Genomic DNA, 26,123 nt, shown 5'->3' with positions numbered 1-26,123 from the left:
GGATAAGCGGAAGCTGATCTATTTTTCTCTATCAAAAAACCACATTCGTGGTTTTTTTTCTGTCCGGAAACTACCCGTTTGCGGGACACATTTTTTTTGAGGTTTCTGACGGAAAAAACTCCTGAAAGAACAATGACATCGCGTTGTCTCTTTTGTCCGGAACTATACGTTTGTCGGACAGTAAGATACTGATTTTGAAAGGAATAAATCGATAAATATGAGTGGAATGCTCTGGAAATATGGGGCAATAATCGAACCTCAAATGCGACAAAACGAGGAGTTCGGTGTGGAAAAAGAATCGAGGAAGTCGAGCAAAGTGCTCATCAGCAAAAAGCAATTGCTGGCAATGATCCCTTTGTGTGAGCGGACGATTTATAACTTCGAAAAGCAGGGGAAATTCCCTCGTCGTATTGCCGTTAGCAGCCGGAAGGTCGTTTGGGATTTAGAAGAGGTCGAGACATGGATTGATACGTGCAGGCAATCCGGCCCGGCCACGCGTCCCGGAATGGGAGCTTGAGTTGTGGCGATTGACTTACGGGCAGCATTCGAGAACGAACCGCCCACACTGGACTTCATATGGCCCGGCTTCCTCGCTGGCACCGTGGGAGCATTGGTAGCTCCCGGAGCTACAGGGAAAAGCTTCTGGGCGTTGGAAGCGGCGATGGCTATCGCCTGCAGCGTTGCCGGCGGTGATCTTGTAGGGCTTGCCCCCTCATGCGCTGGCCGAGTGGTCTATTTCGCCGGAGAAGACCCGGAAGTCGCGTTGGTGCGCCGCATCCATGCCATAGGCCAGCACTTAAATCAGCAGGCACGCGAGGCCATCGCGGAGAACCTCGTTCTTGAGTCGATCATGGGTAAACGACTTAACGTCATGGATGATCGGCACCTTGCCCGTATCACCGAGTTTTGCGAAGGTGCCAGATTGATCGTGCTGGATACCCTAAGCCGAATTCACGACCGAGACGAGAACAGCAACGGCGACATGTCACGGTTAGTCGCCACGCTTGAGCACGTCGCGACCAATACTGGGGCATCTGTCTTGTACCTGCACCATGTCAGCAAGGGCAGCGCCCGCGAGGGGCAAACCGATCAGCAACAGGCAGCACGAGGCGCATCCGCTCTAATCGACAACGCCCGCTGGTGCGGCTTTGTCGCAAAGATGACTGAGGAGCAGGCCAAAATTCTCAGCGACCGCACCTATGATCGGCAGCCCATCGGTAACGATCGAAGAGGTTTCTTTGTTCGTTTTGGTGTTAGCAAACAGAACTACGATGCCACTCCGCTCGAACAATGGTACAAGCGCCACGATGGCGGCGTGCTTGTACCGGTGGAATTGGAGGCGGTGAAGAAGGAACGCGCCCTGCACGTCGTAAGTGGGAGTGACGATGAGCGGTGGTAACGCCGTGACCCCCACCAGTACTAGTGCACTGGCCCGAGTGATGCTTTATCAGCCTAGCCAGCGCCCGCAGCATCGCGCAGGCGATTGGACCGATACATCATTTGGGCGTTGCCGCGTGGTAGGCAGACTAGGCCAGAGGCACGCCGACGTTATGGATGCGATTTTATATTGCTCAGAACGTAAGCGCGTGGTCGACGATGGCGGCATTGAGCTCTTGGTAGACCCTGCCCGCTTGCGGAAAACGCTGTCAGAAAGTCGCTACAGTCTCTCCCAGCTTGAAAAGCTATTGGCGGAGCTACGAGCTGCAACCATAACCATCGAAACACCCCAATTCGATTTTCCGATTATAGGTGGACTGATTGACCACGTAGTTCCTTCGGAAAAGACGCGACCTAATCCCCTGACGGGGGGTGAGCGGCGTCTGTGGAAGGTGCGGCTCGGCGTTGCTCTTGTAATGTTACTTCAGCACGATTTACATCTTTACTACGACCCCGCGCAAATTGCGCGTCTAGAACACGGCATCAGCCAAGCTGTAGCTCGGCACGTTTTGAGCCACAAAGTAGAGCCGACAGGCGGTTGGTATCTCGACACGCTTATTGTGGCCGTCGCCGGTAGGGTGCTCAGCAAGGCAATCCGCGATGCACGATTCAGACTAAGGGAAGAAGCGGACAAATTGAATGAACTAGGCCTGATTATCGACGGCGCTAGGGTAAGGAAAAAAGGACCTGGTAACGCTTAAAGCGTCGCACACCCGCCCGAAAGCGTCGCACATCCGCCCGATAGCGTCTCACACTCGCCCGAAACGTCGCACACCCGCCCGGAGTTAGCAGGATATTCAGGATATTCAGTCCTGCGCGGCACAGCCCGCGCCTAGGCGCGGTCCGGCCTTGCCTGTCGGCCTACGGCCGTTGAGCACCAAAAGGAAGGGCAGATTCGCTCAGTCGAATACACACCACCTCAACCACCTGGACATCGTGCCGTTCGAGCTTGCCAAAATGCCGCAGGACACGCCATAAAGCGCTTTTTAGCGGGTGGTAACGGGATGCTGTGCTGATACAGCACAGGGCCTTACAGGGTGTGTAATAGACGGAACTGAGACAGGTCCGTGCGTATTACTAATGGCGAAGCCTCCGCGCTTTTGACGGCGGCCCGCTCGCGGTGATTTCAAGGTTGTCATGTGGCTGACATAAGCCCATCCGTATCGGTATCCGCAATGCCAAGTGCAGGTGTTCAATGTCCGTGCGTATTACTAATGGCGAAGCCTCCCGGGATTTTGTCCGGCATAGCCGGGAGTAGCCCCGTGATGAAATATCACGAGTAGCCGCAAGCCCGTTGTGTCAACGCGAAGCGTTGTCCACGGGACGCGCAGCACCGAAGGTGCGGAGTGTTCGTAACACCAAAAGGGGAGAAAGCAAAACCCCGCACTGAGGCGGGGTTCTGTGGGGCTTGCCAGCGATCAGTGCTCACCGCGCTTATCTTGCTCCTGTGCTTCCTGCGCGGCTTGGATGGCCATCAACACCTGCTGGTTCAGAGTGGCGCCACTCTTGCTGCCCAGCAGAGGTAAACGATTCATGGTTTGCGCCCCGGCAAACATGCGATAGGAAGCCGACAAGGCCAGCGGGCTTACTCGAAGCTGCAAGGCCGTGAATTGGCGATCCAACCTATCGAGTTGCGGCCCATAGCCCTTGCTGCGCAGCCACCTGCCGAGCGCCCACATGCCGATGGCGGAGGTCGAGGCTAATACTACGAAGCCAGCGAACATCAGAAAGCCCATCATGATTATTTCTCCGTTTTTTCGTTGTTGGAGGCCGTACCTGGCACACTCAGCGAGGCTAGGCGACCATTAGTAGGGCTTGCGTCTGAGGCTGGACGGATCACGTTGGAATCCCCCTGCTCGGAATCAGCGGCCAAATCTCCACCGCTGTTTATCGGGGCCGAATTGACCTCGCTATTTGAAGGTGGGGTTGATCCAGCACCAAGGGACAGGCCATGCGCATTCTCCATGCCCGGTACAGCCATTGAAGCCATCACCCCAAGCACCTTTGCACCTCCATTCGCTGTTTGAGAAAGGGCATTTCCCGAGCCTTCAGTACCCCTTTTTGGTGTCTCTTGCTGTTTGTCTTTGTCGTCGTTGTCTTGGATTGCCTTTCCAGCCTGCTTGGTGGCCTGCTGTACGCCGCTGTTAGATTGCTGGGCAGGGCTAGGCCTCGCATTAGCCGTACTGCCCCCTACGCTCGATCCCGCTGATGTAGAGCCCTTGAGGGCTGCGCCGCCACCAGTGCTAGCACCCACTCCAGAGGATGCGGCATTGGCCGTTGACGCTACCGCACCGGTGCCGGAGTTTGCCGCACCGGCAAAGCTGGAGTTGATAGCGCCAGCCAATCCTCCGCTACCGGCAGCCCCTGCAGCACTTGCACCACTACCTGCAGCGCCAAGCACACCAGCAGCGGCGGGCGCCGCGGCACCGGCCGTGGCGATGGTGGCGACTGCGGCAGCAGCACCGGCCGCACCGGCCGCAGCCATTCCGCCGAGGGCCGAACCGCCGCCCATAGATGTGCCGCTTATCATCCCGCCAATCAGTTCGGGAATAGTCTTGGTCAGATATGCGCATACCAGAGCCAAACCTGCCAATGTCATCAGAGATGCTTCGTCATTGGTATAAGCCGCTAACCAGGACTTCGCCGATGTGACAATAATTCCTACGATCAATGTTAGGACGAACAGCTTGGCACCTACGGCAACAACGAAGCGGAGTGGTGCAATTGCAAAATCGCGTGTCCATTGCGAACCACCGAAACCGAAGAAAAGCACGGAGGCATTGATGATGACGTACGACTCTACAAGCGTCACAAACATGAATGCCGCAATAAAGGCGAAGCACAGTAAAACCAAGCAACCAACAAGCGCGATAAGGACTGCTTTACCCGGAGAAAAAAGTGATATTCCATCCACGATGGTGCGTGAGAAGTTGACAGCCACCGCGAACATATCACCGGGCTGAAGCGCACGGCCCAGCCCGCTAGCCGTGCCCGCTGCTTCTCGGAAGCTGTCCACTACGGCTGTCGCCCATGGAACGGAATGCTCAATGACTGCGTAGAAAAAGCCAATGACCATGAAGAAGCGGATCAGCTCGCCGATAACTTCGCCTAGGTCAGCTTGTTTCATCACTAAAGGCATGAACGTCCAAACCAATTGGATGAGAGCGAGAGACGCCAGCAATTTGAGTGCATACCCTTGTAGCCGTGGTGACCATTCACTTGCGGCTTGATAAAGCATCCGCAAAAGCCCGTTCATTTCATTGCTTTGAGTTACATCTCCTGCTGCCATCACGCTACCGGCCGAAAGCAAGAGTGTTGCACTGACAAGTGCTAGAAATGTTGAGCGTTGCATAGTTAGAAATCCTCAGACGGGCCCCAGTTGTTTTTCCGGGCTTCAAATTTTTTATCCGTGTCTGATTGCATCGAACGCTCAGTAGCCACGCAATCGGTGCGGATAGAAACAATGAGTCCGGACAGAACAGCACCACTAAGAGCAGAGACGATGCATAACCCAGCGATCAGATTTTTAGATATGAACATAGTTAGAAATCCTCGGAGGGCCCCCAGTCGTTTCTACGGGCCTCGAACTTTTGCTCGGCGGCTTCGCTAGCAGCCTTTCGGTCGCCCTGCTGAGCCATATAGTTACCTTGCATGTTTATTTGCGTAGCCAGTAGATCGCGCAGTTTTTGCAACTGCTGCACGTTCTGAGAGGCTATCTCGTTGCCTGCCTGAATGGCTTGCATCCGGCCCACGGCCGACTGTGAGCGAGCCACCATGTGATCGAGCTGGGTATCCTCAGACTCGAAGGTGCTGGTATTGAGATTGGCAGCTTCAAGGGCCGCTTTTACGCTGTCGCGGTTTTGCTCTGACCACTTCTGATAGCGTTCACGCGCTGGTACTTCCACCGAGTTTGCAGCTTGATTTAGGTAGGACTGAAAGCCAGGAAAAGCGGTGTTGAACTGCGAGTCCATATTCTGGATCTGGCGGCCTAGGGACTGAGAGCGGGTGTAAATGTTGGCCACGTTTTTAAGGTCCGCCGCGATGCTGCCAAACATGGTGCTTGGCAAGCCCGTACCCTGGGTGACCATATTCTGATACTGCTGAATCTGCGTCTGTAGCTGCTCGGCAGTGTTCAGCGCCGTGTTGACTGCCTCGGCGTACTCGAACATCTGTTGATAGAACGTCGAGCAGTTTGAGCAGTAGATGGCATACGCATCGGGTGATGCTAAGTAGAGACCCATACCAAGGCTTGTGCTTTTCATTGCTAAAACAAGGGCATTACGTATTCTCGATTTTCGAGCTGAAGAAATCGGCGATTTCAGCAATTCCGTATTCATGCCGAACACCTCGTTTTGTCATGGTTCGAGGTTTGATTATTGACTGATTTGGTGTGGTTTGGAATATGCGGATAAGTATCTATCCGCATAGAAATCAATGGCTTGCGAGCGTCGCCTGAGTGAGATTGACACGCATCAACCTGATTTTGCTGGTATTTTCTTCATGCATGGACCTGCCTGTCTGTCCAGCGTGATGTGTTTTTACGGACAAAAAAAAAGCCCACCGAAGTGGGCTTTTGATGAAATGGCGTAGCGTCTTAGTGGGCTGAGTAATAGGGGTTCTGAGTCCGATAGTGACCACGCTCCGTTTCAGGGATGTGTAGTGTTTCTAGGTGCCAGTTTTCGAGCGAGGAAGCCAACTCTGCCGCAATGCGTTGGGCTTCTCTAACGGCTTTACTAGGTCGCCCGCTGGCTTGACCGAGGTAGGCTTGCAGTTCGTTGAGTTGGTTGGCCAATGTGCTGATGCGGTGAGCGGTTTTCATGATCAATCCCCCTTTCTGATCCTTTCCACAATATTGTCGAATTCTTCCCGAATCCGATCATCTGTAATTTCAAGATTAACCAATCCTGATTTGATTGCAATTCTCCCAATTCTTTCAGCCGCCTCATTATCCAATTTCGCCAATCTTGCTTTAGCTGTTTCCAGCTCTGAAAGGGCGTCAGAACGGCGTTCTGCGAGAGTTTTTCGAGCCATGGGGTCTCCGTTTTTTTAATGAGGAAAATTAGACAGACTGAAAAGTTCTACCTCATTTTCTCGCCCAAATTAAAGGGGCTAAACAACCTCGCTGTTTCGTGGGCCATCAGATTAGGTCGTCGCGGTTTCCGCTATTTGGGTTGTGCTCGAATCCGGGGCGTTTTGCGCCGGGTTTTTGGGCCGAGGCTGGGGTGGCCTTGGTTTGTCCTCCTGGGCCTCCTGTAGAGGCAGGGGAGGGGCTTGGTTGGGCGATTTGCTCGCCGCCGTTCCTTTGGTGCCCATCGTCTTTTTCCTCTCGTACATACCTGCCGACATATTTGGTGAACTGCGGGTAACCAATGCCAAGCTGTTCGGCGTAATCGTCATAGATCGCACGTAGCGGGTGCCCTGCATCTATCAGCTTACGAAAGTCATCAAGCCTGGCCAGGAAGGCAACTCGCCCTGCGCCGCGATACACCTTTTTCGGCCCGTCTGTCATTTGGCGTCTCCTGTTTATGTGATCGCGCTAGTGGTCAGCACTTGCTATAGGCAACTCAAGGAAACTTTAGCAAATTAAAGGAAATTTTTATATTGGCAGCGCAATTTAACGCAACTCAGAGAAATTTTGGGAAATTATAGGTGAGAAATAGCCGGATATGGCAGTAAAGCGAACCTAAGGTGGGCAAGTTGCCTAGAATTGCAGAAGATCAGACGGCAAGATGTGTGTTGTAGGCCTACGCTGCTCCGCAGCTAGGGCCTCCACCACCTACCCTTACTCGCCTTCGGCTCAACGGATCTTGCTCTGCGAGGCCAACAGCCGCTGCCGCGTCTAAGGGCAAAAGCGCAACAGCAACAACAGGAGGGCCCATGACAGGCGGCACCAAAGAAAAGGCCCCAGCTCGCCGACGCGGCAGGCCAATCGAGGTTTGGGTCACTGATGAGGAAAAGGCGGCGATCAAAGAGCGTGCCGACGAGGCTGGCATATCCCGGTCTGGCTACCTTCGCGCGCTTGGTTTGAACACACCGATCAGGACGGTTGTTGATCTGACCGCCGTGGCCGACTTGGCTAAGGTGAATGGCGACCTCGGGCGGGTCGCTGGATTACTGAAACTTTGGCTCGCGGAGAAGAACGGCCAAGGTGCAGATCCTGTAGGCGTTGATAAAATGATGATGAATTTCCGAGTTCTTCAAGCCTAGGTTCGCGGTCTAATGAGCCGAATCGTATATGGGCGGAAATAATGGCTTCAGAATCATAGTGCTTGCCTAATAGCTGCATTGGACTCGAAAGAAAATTCAAAAAATAGTTGATTGGTCGTTTAGAAAAGGTTGAGGAAGTACAGATGGATCTACAGGAAATTATTAGGCAGAGCAAACTTCTTAAGCCTAAAAGTCACCAAAAAATGGTTGAGAATTTATTTCACCTATTAGATCAAATTGAAAGCTCTGTCATATTAGAGGGGCCGTACCGGCTGGTTCTAGATTCTAATATAATAATGCGATTAGAAGCTTATCGTCAGGGGGTTATCTCTGAAGGACTACTCTCTGTACTACTCGCTTTTATGCTTATTAAAAGACTGCCGTATCGCTTCGATATGGTGGTAAGGCCAACTGTTTTCTATGAATATCTCAGACAAAAAAACCTGACAAGCAGTCATGAACACTGGCGGAAATTTAAAGAGTTGAAATATCTAGTCGAGGAAGAACTAGGCTCTAAGCTATTTTTTGATGGCATTGAGACATATCAAGGCGCGGAGCATTACCTCAAATTGATACAAGATGACTCAGATAAAATCGTTAACACTTTGAGATCGTATCAACAAAAAAACTGGCAGTTTAACTTTGTGCAGCGAGCAGGTTGTGGTTTTGCAGGCATGCTTTCACCTGATCCAAGTTTTATATTGGTCCCTCCAGCGTTCGCTGCGGAAGCATTGTATTCGCCTCTAGGCTTAAACTATTTCGATGAGCGGAGAGCTAGTCGTTTTTTTGTTGAGTATATTGAGAAAAATCTTATTGAATGTGAGCATAATGACAAAGAGTTTATGGCGAAATATAATAGTAAGAATGAATTTCTCTTTACTCGAATTTTAAAGCTTGCTCCTAAAGGAAATTTAGTAGGTTTGGCTGACTTGGATATTTACACGACTTGCAATATTAATAATCAGTTCTCCGATCAAAGTCACTCTCGATACGCTCCGGCATCGGTAGCGCTCACAATCGATAGAAACCTAGCACTAGCATTGAGGCGTTCGAGTTCTCACCACATTACATCGGGCGAAATTGTCGGTGGGCCCGATAACGAAAATGATATTGATGCAAAAATGGATGCTTTCCAGGAGGAGTATAAACGCATGCGGGAAAGCGAAAAGCGCCACCGTATAGCTTGGGAAACAAGTAAAATTTTTATGGAAGAGCTTCTGGCGAACGAGGCTTTCAAGGGCTATTAACCAAGTAACAAAGCTGCTTGTGTTTTTTGTCGCTGCTCAGATTCTGATCCTCACAATGCATTGGCATTCATGCGTTCTGCATCGATAGCCCCTTGCAAACTTCAAAGGCCGTACACAAGGTGCCAAACGTCCGCTCCATGGGCCAACCTTGAATCAGCTGCATTGAGCCTGATGCCGTTTCCCTATACTCAGGTATGCTGGATCGGCTTGAGTTCATGTATGTCAAAGTAAGAAGGGATGACCGAATGAAAGATCGATCGCACCATGAGGCGATGGCCGAGCAGCTCGGGGCGGACCCTGCGTATGCGTCTGAATTACTCGCTGACGTGCTACGCGAAGGCAGCCCTGCAGAATTGGTTATTTTGTTACAACAGTTAGCCCTCGCATTTGGGGCGCATGATCAGACGCAGCACGCGTAACTGCGCATCTTTCCCCCATCCAACCCTGCGGATACTCACTCCATAACCGCCTCGCTGCCTCCCCGAGCGACCGCGATACCCTTGGCGCTCGGGCAGGCGTCCAGAAAGAGGCAGTCGTGTTCACAAAACGGTGGTTTTTCGAACACGCTAAAAAATGGTATCCGAGACCATCGGAACTCCAATTGTCGAGTTAACATTCTCGTCAAGTTTTCAACGTCCCGGTTGTGTCAACGAAACAGCGAATCGGCTACGCATGGGTCTCCACGGAGTACCAGCATCTGAACTTGCAGGGCGATTGGCTTCAGCAGACCGGGTGCCAGTCATCTATGAAGAAGCCGCGAGCGGGAAGAAAGCATCGCGGCTAGAGTTTGAGACATGCCGAAAGATCCTGCGCGGCGGGGACGCCCTACGTCTCGGAGCTGAGACGTAGAAATAGCTGGTGGTTACGCGGCGTCGGCTGTCGATCAGAGTCCGACTCTCGCTGATCTTCCAGCGAATGACCGCTCTTAGCAGACGCCACCATTCGGACGGGTCGTTACGCCTTGGCAATGCGATTACTCAACCATTTTTTTACCCATCGCTGTCGCTTGATGTCACCAAGCCCATCCAGCACCGATGTGGGCAAGAGCTTGTTATCGTCAGCGAAGAGTTGTCGGGCCGGATGTCCTTCGGCGAGCAGTTCGAGGATTTTGTGAGCGGCGCCGGGGTCGCGATCATGGAGGAAATAGGCGCCGAGAACAGCAAGCGACCGATCTGCGTTCGAATGCGACATGCGTTCGCACAGCGCGACGGCGACTTCGACCTGTGCATGGACGCAGACCAGCACAATCGCCGACGCCGCAGGCGCTGGGCCGAGCGTCAAGATCCTCTCGGCCGTGAACGGCTTCAGCACCTCGGGTTCGATCGCATCCGCAAAAACCAAGGCGTCGAGTGCGTCGAGCCGGAGCCATCCCCGTTCAAAATCGCCGATCATCGCCCGTATTTTCATCCGAGTAGCGAGTGAACCGTGGCGAGCCGCGACCTGCACGCACTCCTGGCCGAGCGCCCGATCTGGCGTCGTCGTCGCGAGCTTGATGAGCTGTTCGCTGATTTCGTCGGACAGGGGGGCATAGGCGGCCAGTGCGGCCACCGCCGCCCGCGCGATAGGATAGGAGTCAGCCTCGTTATATGAGGGGTCAGCGTCAGACCATGTGTCCCCCGTCATGCGGAGCAGCACGGGGAAATGCGCGGAATGCGGCTTCGCTGTGAGAGCAACCACCAAGGCGCGACGGACCCGGTGCCCTGCATCCGTCGACAATGCAAGGATATTGGCGGGGAACGGTGGATTAGTCCGGGCGACCAGGAATTCGAGCGCGACCACGCGCGCAGTGGCCCGGGGATGCTGAAGCGCCAACGTGATCGCTTCCGCGTCCTCGATAGCGACCGCGGCGGAGGCGGCAGCCTCGGCGAGGTCCTTGTCCGCTGTCTCCTTCAGCCAGCGACGGATAGGCTCTGCAGGGGTTTCACCCGCTTCCATCAAGAGCGGAATGATCTCCGTGAGAATGCGCGGCGCAGCAGTAATCGCCGCCTGCTGGAGGGTCTTCACTGCTTGTGGGCCGAGTGGCGCGACGTGGGAGGCGCCGCGAAGCAACGTCCAACCAATCTCGCGACAGGGTAGCTCCAGAGCATCTATAAGGCACGGCAGCCCGGCTTTCTGGCTCCGCGAATAGCGATTGCGCGCGCCGATTAGGTCACAGAGGAATGTGATCCGTGATGCAAGTGTTGGCGATCTGTCAAAGGCCTCGGCGAGAAGTGTCTGATCGACAGCTGATGCGCAGGCCATTGCAGCATGGCTTTTCCTTGGATCCGCAATGCCGGCGCTGATCGCTCCTTTCAGAACCTCCCGAAAATCCGGGTGCCAATGATTTCTCAAAGCTTCCCAAGCCAAATCTTCGTGTCCGCCTGCCTGCGTTGCGGAGAACATTGCCGCTAATTCTTCGGAATCAGGCGGATCGGCATCGTCAGAGTCCCGGATCGCGCGCGCCCAATAGTTGCCGAACGCAGAGGTGCGATTGTTTCTCGCCAGTACCTTCCAATCACCTGCGCAGCGGACAGCTTCGATATAGCACTCGACGATAACGCCAGACGCGTATCCCTCGTCATGAGGGTCGGAGGTACAGTATTCCTCATACGCATAGTCGCACTCGCCGTCGTCGATCATGCGCCACTTCTCGGCATTTTCTGCCCGCTGGACAGCATCGCGCACAAGGTCGTCGAGTGCTTCCTCGAACACGGTCTTAAAGGCAGAAATGTCGCGGATCGCACCGGTCACAACCGCCATGATATTCGAGCCATGGCCCGTACCTATAAGTTGATGAGCGGCGTAGAGATAGGCATCTTCAAGTCCCGGCGCGATGCGGTCGAGCGCTGCCGGGAATCCAGTACCATAGGATCCGTGTTCCCCGGCGAGTTGGTTGCGAACGAAACGCTCCGCGATTGGGGAGGAACGTGTATCCAAGCTGATCCGATCATACCAATCGTCGCCGAAGTAGGGAGCTTCCCATCCCTTGATGAAGAATGCTGCGCCTCTTTGGACACTGGTCAGCAACCAGCGCGCGAGTTCAGATGGGTTGGATCTCGCACTCCCGGCATCGCTTGCGAGCTGGAGGAGCTTGGGAAAATCCGCATTGGGGTCGACTAATGCCGCTTCGAGCCAGCCGTCGATGCGGTTCTGTGCATCGGTAGGAACGTCGAAGGCAAAAGCGCCGCCTTCGACACCGGCGATAAGCCGGCACCCTTCGTCGACCATCCGCGCGGCCGTCTCCATACCCCAATCCATATGCGGTTGCGGAAGGGTGGTAAGCGCTTCAAACATAGCACCAAAGGCTGGCTCGTAGCGAAACCAGTTGTGTTTCAGGTGCTTCTCAAAACCTGCACGCACGCTTGGATGAGCAAAGGCAATCGAAGTGGTCGGCTGACGCAGGTGTCGTGCGGCGATCATGATGTCGATTAGCTTGTCGAGGCCATTGGCGAGATCTGGTGCGGCGAGCCGCATGGAGCGCATCAGCGCAACGAGTTGCCTACGGTCGATTGACCCGCGGGCGGCCAGCACGCCCCAGATGACGGCGGAATGCCCGTTTTTGTCGGCATGGGTCAGATAACGATCGACTACCCCCTCGACTGCATCCCGATGGGCGAGTCCAACTAGGCGATGCAGCCACTCCGAGTCGTTCTCGCCCTCGCCGCAACCTGCCAGGATGTTGGCGAAGAATAGGTCAAGTTCGAGCGGTTTTTCGAGCGCGTCCAGGACGTTCGGTCTGAAACTGAGCGCCTTCGACTGAAGGTCAGGCGGGAGAAGGTCCATCCGCTTGTCATAGATTTGGGCGAGCCGGCCATTGAGATAGCGATCAGGCTCAAGCTCTATCGACCAAGGCGCAAGCCCGTCGACGGCCTGCGCACCGCGCAACATATCGCTCCTGGACGTCACGACGAACTGATTGTCGGGATGTGCATCGCGCAGCATCCGCGGTAGCTGCTCTGTCCACGTTTCGGAGCCAGTCCGCAGGCTGTTCTGGCCCCAAGGGTCTTCGACATAAAAGAGCTTCGGTCCGGTCTGGACGACCTGCCGGATGCTCGATGGATCGCTATTCGGATTGACCACGACGACATCGAGCGCGCCATTGCGCTTGCGTGCCTGATCGCACAGCGCGCGTGCGGTGAGCGTCTTACCCGTGCCGGATGATCCGGTGATCACGACTGCGTTCTTCTTTTCGAGCTGCCGGATCATATCTGGGAAGTTTGTAGGCTCGACGAATGCGTCGAGTTCGGCGACGCTCGCTAGGAATCCGCCATGGCCACGTATCGTGCCGAGCAGATCGTTATAGGCCCAGACTCCCGGTGAGGTGCCGCGCATGCGGGCCTTGGCTTCCTCGCGGAGCGCGGCGAGGCACGGTCCTTGCCGATCCTTGGGCACCCGCAGGATGGCTGTCAGGATATGTTCGATTTCATACCCAAGGAGCTTCGGCGTCAGGCTGGCGTAAATGGCGACCCGCCCCTCCGGGTCGTCTGGCAGAATCTTGCGCAGTGAGGCCGGAAAATCCTCCTGCCCGGGCCGTTCCTCGAAATCCTTGACCAGAAGACTGCGGGCTTCACCCGAGACATCGGCATTTGTGACCAACAGATACCGGACGTCTGGATAGGTCAGGTGGTCCTTCGCCGGTGTGCGCCGTTTTCCATGCTTGAGCAGCCGCTCGAATGCAGTGAGCGACCAAGGATCACCGCCGCGTAACTTGACCTGCATGATGAGCCGGATCGCGCCGCCCAATTGCGCCTGCGTTTCGATTTGTCCGGGATCATCTTCCTCAAGCTCGACCTCGATGTCGTCGGCATTTGCAGGTTCGAGCGTGATGCGCGAGGCCGATTTGGTTACAAAGAGAATCCGCAAGGCCGCCAGGATCGAGACGTCGAGCTGAAAGTCATAACCGGCGAGCGCGGCGGTGGCGCCGGTGTTGTCTGGCGGGGCTGGAGCTAGGTTGATAGGTTCGGTCATCAGCCTACAATAAACTGGAAAGGGCGCTTAGAGATAGCGAAGAGGGATGACAAGTGGCCGGACGTAACGACTATAGCGAGCAGCCCGAATCTCACGTTTCGCCCCGTCATTTGATGTAGAGATAATGACGGTCTCACCCTCGAACCCCTCCCTATTGCTCATATAATATGGTAAATCGTAAGCGATTGAGTAATCGACATGAAGTCTTTAGATAATTGAGAGGGACCCAAATCATATGCATCTTCATTCTCTAGTGTTTAAAAATTTTCGTAGATTGAATGATGCGCGTGTCGAGTTTGCGAACGACCTGACCATATTTGTTGGAGCCAACAATAGCGGAAAGACATCTGCAACTCACGCTGTAGACCTGTTCTTGTCCGGCTCTAAGGACAAGTTCACTGTCAATGATTTCAGCGCAGGTTGCTGGCCGGCTTTTGAAAATTTCCCAGCAAAAGATGCGGCTGAGCAAGCCTTCGAATTTCCAGCCATAATTCTTGACGTGTGGATCAGCGTCGATCCGGACAATCTCTACCGGGTCGTGGATCTCCTGCCTCGAGCCGCATGGGAAGGTGCACTCGTCGGTATCCGGATTGAATTTGCCGTAAAGGACGCCACCCAAACGCTGGCCAGCTACCGGAAAGTTGCGACCGAGGCTGCAAAGTTCGCCCAGAATAAGGCTGAGCATGGTGCAGACTACAAGCCTTGGCCTCGCAACATGCGCGACTACCTAGCGCGCGAGCTGAAGAATGAATACGGCCTGCGCTATTTCATTCTCGACGAAGCGTCGCTCGATCCCGCCAACGCTGGCGAGACGTACACGCCGAAAGAGATCCTGGGAGACACCGAACGAACGGGACACTCAATTATCAATTCGCTGATCAAAGTGGACTTCCTGAGCGCTCAGCGGCACCTGAGCGACGGTAACGCACAAGCTCGAACCGAAGACTTGTCCAAGCGCCTCAGCCGTTTCTACACTCGCAACCAGAGCAAGCGCGAGGACGACCATAACGCCCTGCGCGCTTTAGCGCTCTCTGAGGATCAACTGACGAAGCATTTTTCGGACGTGTTCAAGGACACGTTCAAATCGCTGCGTAAGCTTGGGTATCCCGGCCTATCCAACCCTTCGCTGGAGATCCGCGCCGCTCTGCGGCTGGAGCGCCTGATGGGCGATCAACAGGCTAAGGTTCACTACCTGCTCGAAGAGGCAACGGGTGGCGCAGAAGCCCTGTCTCTCCCCGACAGCTACAACGGGTTGGGTTTTAAAAACCTCATCTACATGGGCGTCGAGCTCCTCGACCTCCACGCTGTGTGGTCGGTCACGGAGGAGGGCGAGGAAGACAAACGCCAGCCAATCCACTTGATGTTTATCGAGGAGCCGGAGGCGCACATGCACGCGCAACTCCAGCAGGCCTTCGTTCGCAAGCTCACCGAACTCATCCCGCCCGCAGGGGCGGACGGTCACGCCACGCAGTTCGTGATCACGACGCACTCCCCGCACATTCTGTACGAGCGGGGCTTCAAACCGATCCGCTATTTCCGCCGTTCGGCCGAAATCGGCTCCAAGCAATGCTCCGCTGTTTTCAACCTCTCCGCTTTCTACGAGAGCAACAAGGACGACCGGGATTTCCTCCAGCGATATATGAAACTGACGCATTGCGACCTCTTCTTCGCTGACGGCGCAATACTTGTTGAGGGCAACGTCGAGCGCCTCGTACTGCCGTTGATGATCGGTCATGGCGCGGAGAAGCTGAACGCGGCTTATCTCAGTATTCTTGAGGTTGGCGGAGCTTTCGCCTTTCGTTTCCAGAAGCTGATTGAGTTTCTTGGTTTGCCGACCCTGATCGTGACGGACCTCGACAGCGTTTACCCGCCCAAGCCTAAGAAGGTTGCAGACGCCGCTCCGGCGGCCAACGGGAACGCCGCTGCCCAATGCGATAACGACGCTGGTGAAGAAGACGAGGACGATGATCTGGACGATGAGGCTGCGGCTGAAGGAGATGAGCCGAAGCCAAGCTCAAAATGCCCTGCCGGAACGGCTGGAGCTGTGACGGCAAACCAGACCCTGCGTCAGTGGCTCCCCGGTAAGATATTGATTGAAGACCTTTTGACCGCGGCGCCTGAAAGCAAGCTGCAAGCGCCGCACAATGGCTCGGGTGCGCATGTGATGGTGACGTATCAGTGTCCTGTGACCGTGACGTGGGGAGCGGAGACGGCCGAGCTGAAGAGCCGAACCCTCGAAGAGGCCTTCGCCTACGAAAACCTTGAGTGGTGCCAGAAGAAAGAGCACCACGATCTGAAGCTGAGATGGAGCAAGGCGGGAACGATGCCGCTGGCCGATCTCGCTTCGAAAATCCATACGCGCGTCAAAGGTCAGCATTTCAAGAAAACCAACTTCGCCTTGGGCCTGTTGGCTAGCAGCGACACGACGTGGGTCGTCCCTACTTACATCCAGCAGGGCTTGGACTGGCTGACGCAGCACGTCGCAATCGTAAAAGAGGAGGCGGACGACACGGCTGGAGTCGCCGGTGCCGACGAAGCTCCTCCCCAACCTCAAGACGTTCAGGTGGGTCAATGACCAGCCGCGCAGGAAAGCCGGATACGCCGGCTGATATCGAACTGAGGAGCGTGCTGGACGATGATGCGTCTACCGGGTTCGTGATGGTCTCAGGTGCAGGGTCGGGAAAAACGACTTCGATTGTCAGAGCGCTCGATCATCTTCTCAAAACAAGAGGCCGCGCTCTGCGAGCGCAGTCCAAAAAGATCGCCTGCATTACTTACACAGAAGTCGCGGTCGGAGAGATTTGGGGTGATGTCGGCAACAACCCGTTATTCCACGTGTCCACAATCCACAGCTTCCTCTGGGCGGCCGTGAAGCCGTTTCAAAGCGACATCGCATGCTGGGTCGGACGTCGGCTCGACAAGAAAATCACCGATACTGAAGCTGAGATTGAAGGCTTCACGAACAGGACCCGGGCACCAACGCGCGAACGTAAACACGCCGACTTAGAGCGGTATCGAGCTCAAAAGCTCACGATCGGTGATGTGAAGCGCTTCACCTACGGTGTCGGGAGCGACTATCCGAAGGGCATTTTGGGGCACGACGACGTTATCAAACTTTCGACCGAGCTGATCCGCGACCTGCCGGTTATCGCCAAGGTCGTTGGGCAGAAGTACCCGTTCATCTTTGTCGATGAGAGTCAGGACACCGATCCGGATGTCGTTGCGGCACTCAAGGCGATCTCAGTCTTGCTCGGCAATAAGTTCTGCCTCGGGTTCATTGGCGATCCGATGCAAAAAATCTACACGTCCGGGGCGGGCGTCATAGCCCCTCTCGACGGTTGGACGTCTATCGAGAAGCCTGAAAATTTTCGCTGCCCTGTCGCTGTTCTCGACGTGATCAACCAGATCCGCGCGGGTGATGACGGTCTTGTTCAGACCGGTGGCAAAACAAAAGAGGTCGGAGGCGCACGCGTTCCGGTCCAAGGCTCTGCGAAGCTGCTCGTGGTGTCCAAGGCGGACCGTACCCGGAGCCTTGGCGAAGCGCGACAGTGGCTGGCCCATCACAACAACGATGCCCTTTGGCTTAGCGATGAAGCTGACGCAGACGTAAAGGTCTTGGTGATTGCCCACCGGATGGCAGCCAACCGTCTTGGCTTCGGCTCCCTTTACAAAGCCTTCCACGACAAAACGTCTGACGGTCTCAAAGACGGTTTCGATGACGGTACACATTGGTCCGTCATCCCTTTATTGAAGCTGCTGGTCCCCTTGATGCTGGCCAATGTCGATAACGATCAATTCGAGGTTATGAGCCTTCTGCGTCGCTATGCGCCTTTTTTGCAGCGCGAGTACATGCAGACGAACGCTGTGCCCGGCATTTTGAAGGATATGGACACTCGGGTGAAGGCGCTCGCGCAGATCTGCGGAGAGTCTTCAGCAACTCCTGTATTCGCTGCGTTCGAGCACCTGCGGGACGGAGGCATGTTTAAGCTGGATGATCGCCTCCTTGCGGCTATGGCCGAATACGATGCTGAGGCGCCATCGGCCGAGAGCGGTGACCATGCCGCTTTGGTGAAGCTCCTTCACACGCCGATCCGGCAACTATGGGGCTATCGTCGCTACATCGAGGAGCAGTCGCCGTTCAAGACGCATCAGGGGGTAAAGGGCACGGAGTTCAGCCGAGTTCTCGCGATCCTCGATGACGAAGAAGGTCGCCATAACCAGTTCAATTACGGGAAGTATTTCGGCATAACGCCTCTCTCCGACACGGACGAGCAGAACATTCGGGACGGCAAGGAAACGACGATTATGCGCACCCGTCGCCTTCTGTATGTCTGCTGTTCCAGAGCCGGCAAAGATCTTGGTGTCGTGTTTTTTGCGGATAATCCTGCGCAGGCTCATGCCGCCATTGTCGCGTCGCGTCTCTTCCCCGCTCAGGACGTCATCAATCTCGACGGGCCCTAGCCGGATACCGGCCTACCATCCTGTCAGAAGGCTATCGAGGGGTGATCGTTCCGCGTCTCCGTTCGGGGTGATGCCAAATGTCCGCTGCTGGGCAGATCTGCCGTTCGATAAGGCGCGAGGGAACGGCAGAGATGCCCCAGGCCCGGCAATACTTCCAACGTCCGCTTGTAGTCGTGGCGAATCGTTGAACGGTAAAAGAGAGCGCCGACGCGCCTTTAGTTCGTAATATGGTATTAATCATGGCATTGTTTATTTTTTATTTTGTAATGTACTGATAAATATGGAGTTTATATTACTATCAACAATAGAGTGGGAGTAAGGTCGGTCTTCAACAACCTGTTTTATAGGTAAGAGATCGCTTTACCATCCGCCTAAAACAACAAAACCCGCCTTGGCGGGTTTTGTTGTTTTTGGCGAAGACGTATCAGAAGTCGTAACGCACGTTTGCACTGAAGGTGTCGGCGTCGAAACCACTGCTGGTCAGGTAGTTGTACGTGCCTCCCACGGTCCATGCGCCCACGCGGTAGTTCGCGCCCAGGCCCAGCTCGTAGCTGTCGCGCGCGGGCGTCGCGCCGGTGGTGGTGAACGGGGTACCGCCGAGCACGAAGGTGGAGGTGGTGCCGGCCTTGTCGCCGATGAAGTCGTGCCAGGCCATCAGCTTGGCTTCCGGTTCCAGGCTGCCCACACCTACGTCAAAAGCCGCCGCCAGACGCGCGCCCAGGCCCATTTCGCCGATTTCATAGCGCTGGCTGCCGACATTGAGGGCGGCTGAGCTGCCTTTTTCACGGTACGAATCCATCGAGACGTTGGCATAACGCGCACCGACCTGTGGTTCCAGCAGCCACTGCTTGTCGAGCTGGAAGGTGTAGCCTGCCAGTGCGTTAACGCCGAAGATCTCACTGTCGTAGTCGCCCTTGGCACGGGTGCCGGCGATGTAGCGTTTGGACTCGTTGTCGTTCCAGCCATACATCAGCGAAGTGTCGACGAAGAAGTTGTCGCGGGCCCAGTTGCCGTACAGGGTCAGTGCATGGCCGCTGACGTCGGTTTTGCTGCCCAGGTCGGATTTGACGTCGCTGGTCAGGTAGCTGTAAGCCAGGCCCACGGTGGTATCGGTGTTGAGCTTGCCGTCGGCACCCACGGCGATGCCATTGGTATTGGCGTCGTAGCCGTCGATACCGTGGCGGCCGTCCTGGTTGGCATCGCTGGACAGCGCTTGCAGCCATACGCCTTGTTCTGCCAGGACGTCACCGGAGGACAGACCGCTACGCGCTTTGCTGGCGCGGCGGTTGATGGCGCTTGCGACCAGGTTCTGGCTGTTGGTGGCGGCGTGGATCGCCCCACGGCTGACATCCGGGGTCAGGGTTTCGGCAAGTTTGGCCAGCTCTTCGCTGGTGGCGGCGTTGGCGAAACGCTGGAATACCGGGTCGCTTTCGTCCATCTGGCCCAGGACCGTGTTTTTGAACGGCTTGATGGCGTTTACCGCGTTGCGTGAACCACGTGCGCCCAGCAGGTCTTGCGTGATCACCTCATCACTGCGGGTGGCAACCAGTGCTTTCACGTCCTGGCCTTCAATGCCGAAGTTCTTCACCTCAAGCAACGCCGAGGAAGAAACCACGGACAGGTTCTGCGGGTCTTCCCACGTGCCGGAGTTGATGAGGGTGTAGCGAGTGCCCTGGGCCGACGTGCGGAAGTCGTCGGAGCGAGCCTGCAGTTCGATCTGGCTGCCTGCAGAGAAGTAGGTATTGCCGGTGACTTTCAGGATCGGCGCGTTGGGCAGTGTGTTGTTGTCCAGCAGCAGGCGCAGGCGCGCCGTTTCGCTGTCCATGTCGAGGTCGCCCACAATCGTCGTCTGCGGACGAAGCAGCGTCAGGCGGCCGCCGTCGATATCGACGAAGCCGGCGCGGATGGTCGAGCCATCGAACATCGCGTCCCCTCGCACCAGCACGCCACTCAGGCCCAGCAGGTCACCTTTGACCTGACCACCTTCCCAGTAGAAATACGAAGAGGAGGTATTGTCGTCGTCCACCGAAATGGCTGCCGTGCCGCCTTCGATCAGGCCGCCTGTCTGCGTGATGGAGAGGCTGTTGGAACCGCCGGCGGTGTCGAGACTGCGAAAGCGGATACCGATGCCTTCGGCGGAGATAGTCCCGCTGTTGTTGATATCGCTCTTGGATGGAGCGCCTGTCATCTGACCGGTAAAGCGGGCTTTCTCGATATCGATACCCATAGAGTCGATGCCACGCGCGGTGATAGTGCCCGAGTTATTGACGCGCGCCTGGGTCGAGGTGAACAGCATGCCTTCGGCTTTTTCGCCAGTCACAGTGATGTTGCCGTTGTTGTTCACTTCACCCGCGATGGTCGCCAGATACACGTCCAGCCCGACGACGGCGTTGCCGCTAACCGTAATGTCCCCATTATTTACCAAGTCGCCAGCGATGTTGGAATTGAGGACCAAGGAGATACCGCTTGGGAAGGCGGTGGGATGCGCAGCCGTCACGTTGATTTTGCCCTGGTTGACCAGGTTGCCTGCCAGGGTCACGTTCATCAGCCTTACATCTGCGTTTTGCGACGTCCCGGTGAAGGTGGCGTTATTGAAAACATCACCGGAGCTGTTGTATGCCCCGGTGCTCAGGTCGTAGTTGAGGTCGGGTGCGGGTGCGGCATGGATCGCGGCAGTGGCAGTTGCGACGGACAGGGCCAACAACGAGCGGCGCAGGTGGGAAATGTTCAAGGCAGTATCCTTACAGGGCAGAAACTGACAGGGAACTACCTACGCGTCAGCGTCTTTTTTGGCTTCCCTGCCAGCTTGTCAGTGAATGCTGATTCAAGCGCGTGCAAATTTACACGATGCCTGTAGGTCAATTCATCCTAAAAACAATCAACGCCGGAAAAAAAGCTAAAAAATGCGACGCTACGGGCGTTTTTTGAGGTTTTAAGGGGCGATTCAGCAATGAAAGGAACTTTCGGGTAGGCCTTGAGGTCGCGCCCGGATTCATGGCGTGGGCGGATGGTATTCGGGCGTTTTTAAATGGGCCTGCTCACCCTTAATCTCAGGATTCTCACGTGCCAGTGGCGTTTTAACCCATCGGCTCCATGCTGCTTCCCAGCCCTTGTCATGGCTTGCACCTGGGACATAAACGCATTGGGAGAGGGGCGAGCCAAGCGCCTGTTGGTACCTCTGAGCCAAACCAGCTGGAATAATCAGGTCTGCTTCTGTGATGAAATGACGCTGGGGTAACAAGGCGAGTCGGGCACGATAGTCCAGCGGATCCAGTGAACCGTCGAGGGGTGACAATCTTTTCATCGTTGCCCACAGGCGTGGGCTGAGATTGCCGGCAAGGGTTTGTACCTGGGTAACATCATTGCGCTGCGCCGCTAACAATAAGGCGAGAGCGGCGCCACCTGAATACCCCACCAGTTCGAACTCTTCATTGCCATATCGCTGTTTCAATTGGTCCAGCGCCTGGCTGAGGCGGGTGACCACTTCCTGGGAAAATCGTCGATGGGTCCAGAGGGAGGGTTGACAGGCTGCGGTCATGACGAACTGGCAGGGCCGCGCCAGGTAGGCATTCGGCGTCGGATCATCGACCGCCAGCCGTGGCACCAACAGATTGTGCGGGCTCGGATCCAGGCTGGGTTGAGTGGCCGTCGCCCATGCATGGCCATCGCCTTCCAGATAGACACGCAGGCGCGTCATTTTTTCTGCCGTGCGCGGCGCAAGGATCAAGAGGGGGAAGGCATGCCCCGGCAGTATCTCCAATTGTCGGCCGTGTTCGTCAGCCAGTTGTTGCAGCGCCTCGCGCGGCGATTGGCAGGCGATGAGAAGCGCGCTGACCATCACTATCGAGGCTTTATAGAAGCCGGTCAGTGTTCGACGGGGAGAGTATCTGCTCGCCATATGCGACCTAGGCAATGGAGGCATCGCCATTGAAGGAAGAAAGAACTGCCATGTTCAATGAGCGCCAAAGGCTGCTATCAAAGAAACCCTGATCGAATCAAATCCGTATCGAACGGTGTTACCCCTTGATCAGGCGCAAACACCGCCTGTGCCTGCTGCGGTGAAGCCACGCGTTCTCCCCGTGCGCGAGCATGTAAATCGAACAGGGTCTCCAGATCCGGCCTTGGTGTATGCACCAAAGCTCGCAGCATCAACGATACCCCACTGAGGTTGTTCTGGACATTGTTCCATCGCGCCGATGAAGTGAGCCCCAAATCGGCCCAGATCATGCGTCGTTCCTGCACATCCATCACGAATGGCAGACAGATCGCTGTGTCGGATGCGATATCAATACGGTCGAATACGGAGCGCGGCTCGAATACTTCACCCGACGCCACATCGGCGCGGGCCATCCAGCCCGCGAAGCATTCTGGAAGATCGCAGTACGGTTGCTCGGTGTATGAGTTGATAGACGTGACGACATAGCGGATACCTTTCTTGACGAGCACATCAAGGTCAAGATCGATGAACTCCGAAGCCCCTTTGGGCGCGTCGACGATGTCGCCGCTGTGGTAGCCGCCGTAACCCTTAAGGTTGTAGTAAGCGACCGTTTCCTTGAACACGAAGTTGGCGTCGAAAAATGCTGCGGACAAGTCGATGTCTGTGCGTCCGTCACCGTTTTTCCACCACAGGAAGAGGCGGATGAAGCGTGTCTCAGGCATAGGCAACCGACTGCCTCGCACCAGCGTACGTAGTGACTTCGATGAGGCACGTTGCGCCAGCGGCACCTTGTATTCGCGTAGTGTTGGATCGATGAAGCAGCGGCCCAGTGGCGGTAGCGACGCAAAGCGCGTGACGAGAGCGTCCTCGCAGATTCTGGCTGCACGCGCCACTACATCGCAAGCGAGCGGTTCGCGTCGATCCTTGATGCCATAAATTTTGGCAAGTGTGCCTTTCGGGGTGAAGGCCCGCAGGGGCAGGGGGCGCGGAGCACGCAGTTGGGTCAGCAACTGCAGCAGGACAGCTGAAGACACTTGTGCCGCAACCGCCTCGAACGCGTCGAGAACCGGCTCGGGTTGCGCCGCACGCCGCAGGGTCGCATCCAGCCGCCTTGCGAATTCGCCAGGACGGCTCTGCAGTATGGGCGTAAGCGCGGCCATGTGACGCTGGGCAAACAGTGTCTCGACACGTGACCCAAATGAGGCTGGCGCTTCGTTGCGACGTGCTGCTGTGATGGCCGCTAGCGCTTGTGGGTATTTATCGGCGTAGTCGCCCGGGTGCAGTACCTCAGCCAGGCGTTTCCATCGCTCGGCATGGCGCATCACATCTTCTACAGCATTGGGTATTTGGTCGAGCAGGCGCAACAGCAGGCGGCGTATTGATCGCTTCATCGCGGTGAAACGTGTCGAAGTGGACGTCAGTGACACGTCTCCTTCATTCAACGCGACCGCGAGTCGTAGCACGTCAGTCGCCGTTTCGACGTTTCGCTCAAGGAACGCATCCACCCGTGCATCGCCGGCTACATGCGAGATCAGTGCGCCGCCAACCTGTGCACGGATCTCGCGGAACGGGACGACCTCAGGCAGCAGACGGAACACATCGCTTTTGTACTCGCGGATAAACCAGACGACATCGGCAGCGTCGTTTTCGGAGAGCGAGGTGCGCGCTGAAACCAGCGGCGCGAGCAGTGACTCGAACTCAAAGACGCTTCCCGGTTCGATAACACGGGATATGACGTTGCCTTCCAGCAATGCAGGTCGAGAGTGTTCTGCGGGTGGTAAACGCCAAAGCGTCAGGTAGTGCATGACGGCGTTAAGATACAACTCTGCCTCTGAGGCCTTCAGAACCTGCTCTGGAAAGTCAGGATAGAACGGCCGATGGTGTACATGAGCGCCCGTTTCCCGCCGGAGAACTCCGACAATTTCGCGCAGCCAGTGCTTGAGTCCTGTCGCTGACAACGTACCGATTTGCTCAATCAGAGGCTCTGACAACACGCATCGGAACGCCGTGACTTCCCGGACAGCCGACGCAACCTGAGCGCGCGTGGCACCACCAGTGCCCGTCGGGACGTGAACTTTGCTACGGCGACGCAGGAACAGATCCTGATTCATGCTTGATTTTCTCCCTGGCCGCCGTCGTGGACGAGCTGCAGCATTGTTCTGCTGATGTAAAAACGCCTGCAAAAAGCAGGCGCGGTGTGGAGAGCGGAACCCCTAGGTCATAGGAGGATAGAAGGAAGGTGTTCCATAGCCACGCAGGCATTCTAGGTAAGGTTGAATCTGTTTGTCAGCTCGCTTCGGACCTCAAAGGTAACAAGCTGCTTCGAGGAATAGGGGCCGCTTCGCAACCCTGTGTGAAACGGGCACGCCCAGCGTCAGAAAAACTCGTCCAGCAGACAGTAGAACTTCATCCGCTGCTCATCGGGTTCTGCACCGTAAAGCTCAAAAAAGGGTTTCACCCATGCCTGCCCAAGGTTGCGTTCGATGCTTCGCGCCGCAAGGGCGAGGTCTTGATGACGGTCACTGATCCCCAGCCGTGCGCAGTCGATGAAGCCGCTGAAACGACCGTCTGCCGTCATGAAGTTCGGCAGGCAGGCATCGCCATGGGTCACCACCAGATCGTGGGTCTTTGGCTGAGTCGACAGAAGCTCTGCCAGCACGTCCCCAGCACTTTGTCCCAGTCGCTCGTCGTCGAAGTCTGTCTCGTCCACCCGTCCCGCACTGACGTGCGTTTGGGCCTGTGCGATGCGTCGTTCAAGTGAATGATCGAAGGGGCAAAGTGCGATGGGCACCTGATGCAAAGTACGTAGCGCGGTTGCCAGTATGTTGATGATCCGCGCGGCAGAAAGCTCGCTGGCGCTGGCCAGGTTCTGTCCCGGCACGGTGGTCATCAGCAGCCAATGGCGATGGTCTTCCGTGACTTCGTCCAAGACCGCAGGCGCAGGCAGATTCATGTGCCGCAGCCAGCGCAGCCGCTCGATTTCGTTTGCAAGCTCACCGAACTCATCAAGGGGCTCGGACTTCAGGAACACGTCCGTACCGTCGTCCCGGCTTAGGCGAAAGACGTTTGCGCGCGATTCCCCGATAGTCTGCTGTTCAAGGAGCGCATGGAGGAATTGTTTACGCCATTTGTTAGGAATCTTCATGGTCGCCGCCGGCTCACCGCCGCGCAACATCCGAAAAGTAAAACTTATCCAACGTATGCCGCGACTCGGTGTACTCGAACTGCCGCCCATCCTGCAAAAACGTCTGGTTACTCACCACAATCACATGGCTTTGCCCGTCAAGGTCCAGGTGTGCCTGATCGTCCTTGCTGCGGGGCAGGGCTTCGATGGTGCGCTGGGCGTAGCTGATCTGCAGTTGCAGGGTTTGTTCGATAAACGCGTAGATCGATTGTTCGGCAATCACGCGGTCCAGGCCGGGAATTACGTCGGCGACGAAGTGGTTGATGTCGAGGATCACGCGTTTGCCGCCTATACGCCGCACGCGCTTGATGCGCGTGATCAGGGCGCCGGGTTCGGCTTCGATGTGTTGCAGCAGTGCGCCTTCGAGTGGCAACTGGGTGAATTCCACCACTTCGGTGTGTACGTCATCGCCCAGGTCGGCGTGGGTTTCGTGGAAGCTGACGATGCCGCCCAGTTGGAACTCAATCGGGTTGGGTGACAACACGAAAGTGCCCTTGCCGTGGATCTTTTGCGCAAAGCCGCGCTCCTGCAACTGCTCGATGGCCCGGCGCACGGTGCCGCGGCTGGCCTGGTAGCTGTCCATCAGTTCGGTTTCGGAGGGAAGGCGCGTGCCGCGCTGCAGGCGTTCGGTGGTGATGCTGGCAAGCAGATCCGTATAGATCTGGTTGTATTTGCTCATGGCGTTGGCTCTGTGCCCGGCGTG

19 protein-coding genes are annotated in these 26,123 nt (G+C 56.0%); 7 read left to right on the top strand and 12 right to left on the bottom strand.

Annotation, left to right across the window (positions count from 1 at the left end):
• The first annotated feature begins 286 nt into the window (after window positions 1-286).
• From KVG91_RS07755 to KVG91_RS07745, 3 genes are all read left to right on the top strand, one after another.
• The gene (locus KVG91_RS07755; protein ID WP_024777066.1) at window positions 287-517 is read left to right on the top strand and encodes a helix-turn-helix transcriptional regulator; all 231 of its coding nucleotides are present in this window, start codon (window positions 287-289) and stop codon (window positions 515-517) included.
• A gap of 3 nt (window positions 518-520) precedes the next feature.
• Window positions 521-1,399, top strand: coding sequence for a helicase RepA family protein (locus tag KVG91_RS07750; RefSeq protein ID WP_122845232.1), 879 nt, complete (start codon window positions 521-523; stop codon window positions 1,397-1,399).
• A 151-nt stretch (window positions 1,400-1,550) separates the two neighbouring features.
• The gene (locus KVG91_RS07745) at window positions 1,551-2,138 is read left to right on the top strand and encodes an ABC transporter ATPase (protein WP_225926956.1); all 588 of its coding nucleotides are present in this window, start codon (window positions 1,551-1,553) and stop codon (window positions 2,136-2,138) included.
• 717 nt (window positions 2,139-2,855) lie between these two features.
• Here KVG91_RS07745 and KVG91_RS07740 read toward each other — a convergent pair.
• From KVG91_RS07740 to KVG91_RS07715, 6 genes are all read right to left on the bottom strand, one after another.
• Window positions 2,856-3,176, bottom strand: coding sequence for a hypothetical protein (locus KVG91_RS07740; protein ID WP_122575660.1), 321 nt, complete (start codon window positions 3,174-3,176; stop codon window positions 2,856-2,858).
• Between the two features lie 2 nt (window positions 3,177-3,178).
• A complete protein-coding gene (gene trbL, locus KVG91_RS07735) occupies window positions 3,179-4,789 on the bottom strand; it encodes a P-type conjugative transfer protein TrbL (RefSeq protein WP_169377080.1) in 1,611 nt (536 codons plus the stop codon).
• Between the two features lie 190 nt (window positions 4,790-4,979).
• Complete coding sequence (gene trbJ / locus KVG91_RS07730) at window positions 4,980-5,774, bottom strand: P-type conjugative transfer protein TrbJ (protein WP_169377081.1); 795 nt, start codon at window positions 5,772-5,774, stop codon at window positions 4,980-4,982.
• A gap of 257 nt (window positions 5,775-6,031) precedes the next feature.
• The gene (locus KVG91_RS07725; RefSeq protein WP_169377082.1) at window positions 6,032-6,256 is read right to left on the bottom strand and encodes a hypothetical protein; all 225 of its coding nucleotides are present in this window, start codon (window positions 6,254-6,256) and stop codon (window positions 6,032-6,034) included.
• Between the two features lie 2 nt (window positions 6,257-6,258).
• Window positions 6,259-6,468: a TraC family protein gene (locus KVG91_RS07720; protein WP_096144546.1), complete on the bottom strand. Its 210-nt coding sequence runs from the start codon at window positions 6,466-6,468 to the stop codon at window positions 6,259-6,261.
• A 106-nt stretch (window positions 6,469-6,574) separates the two neighbouring features.
• The gene (locus KVG91_RS07715) at window positions 6,575-6,946 is read right to left on the bottom strand and encodes a TraK family protein (protein WP_169377083.1); all 372 of its coding nucleotides are present in this window, start codon (window positions 6,944-6,946) and stop codon (window positions 6,575-6,577) included.
• 368 nt (window positions 6,947-7,314) lie between these two features.
• Here KVG91_RS07715 and KVG91_RS07710 point away from each other — a divergent pair, with 368 nt between their 5' ends.
• Both KVG91_RS07710 and KVG91_RS07705 read left to right on the top strand, forming a co-directional pair.
• Window positions 7,315-7,644 (top strand): plasmid mobilization protein, encoded by a 330-nt coding sequence (locus KVG91_RS07710; RefSeq protein ID WP_169377084.1) that lies wholly within the window; start codon window positions 7,315-7,317, stop codon window positions 7,642-7,644.
• Between the two features lie 143 nt (window positions 7,645-7,787).
• Complete coding sequence (locus KVG91_RS07705; RefSeq protein WP_169377085.1) at window positions 7,788-8,891, top strand: hypothetical protein; 1,104 nt, start codon at window positions 7,788-7,790, stop codon at window positions 8,889-8,891.
• A gap of 954 nt (window positions 8,892-9,845) precedes the next feature.
• Here the strand turns inward: KVG91_RS07705 and KVG91_RS07700 are convergent.
• Window positions 9,846-13,838, bottom strand: a complete 3,993-nt coding sequence (locus KVG91_RS07700) for an nSTAND3 domain-containing NTPase (RefSeq protein ID WP_169377086.1) — start codon at window positions 13,836-13,838, stop codon at window positions 9,846-9,848.
• A gap of 235 nt (window positions 13,839-14,073) precedes the next feature.
• Between KVG91_RS07700 and KVG91_RS07695 the strand changes: the two genes are divergently transcribed.
• Together KVG91_RS07695 and KVG91_RS07690 are read left to right on the top strand one after the other, a co-directional pair.
• Window positions 14,074-16,413, top strand: coding sequence for an ATP-dependent nuclease (locus tag KVG91_RS07695; RefSeq protein ID WP_169377087.1), 2,340 nt, complete (start codon window positions 14,074-14,076; stop codon window positions 16,411-16,413).
• On the top strand, window positions 16,410-18,299 hold the full coding sequence (locus KVG91_RS07690) for a UvrD-helicase domain-containing protein (RefSeq protein WP_169377088.1): 1,890 nt from the start codon (window positions 16,410-16,412) through the stop codon (window positions 18,297-18,299). The genes KVG91_RS07695 and KVG91_RS07690 overlap by 4 nt, the downstream gene beginning before the upstream one ends.
• Before the next feature lie 424 nt (window positions 18,300-18,723).
• On the opposite strand, the gene KVG91_RS07685 is transcribed toward KVG91_RS07690, so the two are convergent.
• The 5 genes from KVG91_RS07685 to treR form a co-directional block, all read right to left on the bottom strand.
• Window positions 18,724-21,030: an autotransporter family protein gene (locus tag KVG91_RS07685; RefSeq protein ID WP_169377089.1), complete on the bottom strand. Its 2,307-nt coding sequence runs from the start codon at window positions 21,028-21,030 to the stop codon at window positions 18,724-18,726.
• Window positions 21,031-21,291: 261 nt separating this feature from the next.
• On the bottom strand, window positions 21,292-22,197 hold the full coding sequence (locus tag KVG91_RS07680) for an alpha/beta hydrolase (protein WP_169377090.1): 906 nt from the start codon (window positions 22,195-22,197) through the stop codon (window positions 21,292-21,294).
• Window positions 22,198-22,274: 77 nt separating this feature from the next.
• Window positions 22,275-24,347, bottom strand: a complete 2,073-nt coding sequence (locus KVG91_RS07675) for a TerD family protein (protein WP_169377091.1) — start codon at window positions 24,345-24,347, stop codon at window positions 22,275-22,277.
• A 263-nt stretch (window positions 24,348-24,610) separates the two neighbouring features.
• Window positions 24,611-25,411, bottom strand: a complete 801-nt coding sequence (locus tag KVG91_RS07670) for an APH(3')-II family aminoglycoside O-phosphotransferase (RefSeq protein WP_404822342.1) — start codon at window positions 25,409-25,411, stop codon at window positions 24,611-24,613.
• Window positions 25,395-26,099: a trehalose operon repressor gene (gene treR / locus KVG91_RS07665; RefSeq protein ID WP_076949858.1), complete on the bottom strand. Its 705-nt coding sequence runs from the start codon at window positions 26,097-26,099 to the stop codon at window positions 25,395-25,397. Before treR ends, KVG91_RS07670 begins: the two co-directional genes overlap by 17 nt.
• Between the last annotated feature and the right edge of the window lie 24 nt (window positions 26,100-26,123).

The organism is Pseudomonas azadiae, assembly GCF_019145355.1.
In the GTDB taxonomy this organism is placed as follows: Bacteria; Pseudomonadota; Gammaproteobacteria; order Pseudomonadales; family Pseudomonadaceae; genus Aquipseudomonas; species Aquipseudomonas azadiae.
The sequence above is the reverse complement of the archived record's forward strand: the minus strand, read 5'-3'. Positions and strand labels throughout refer to the sequence as shown.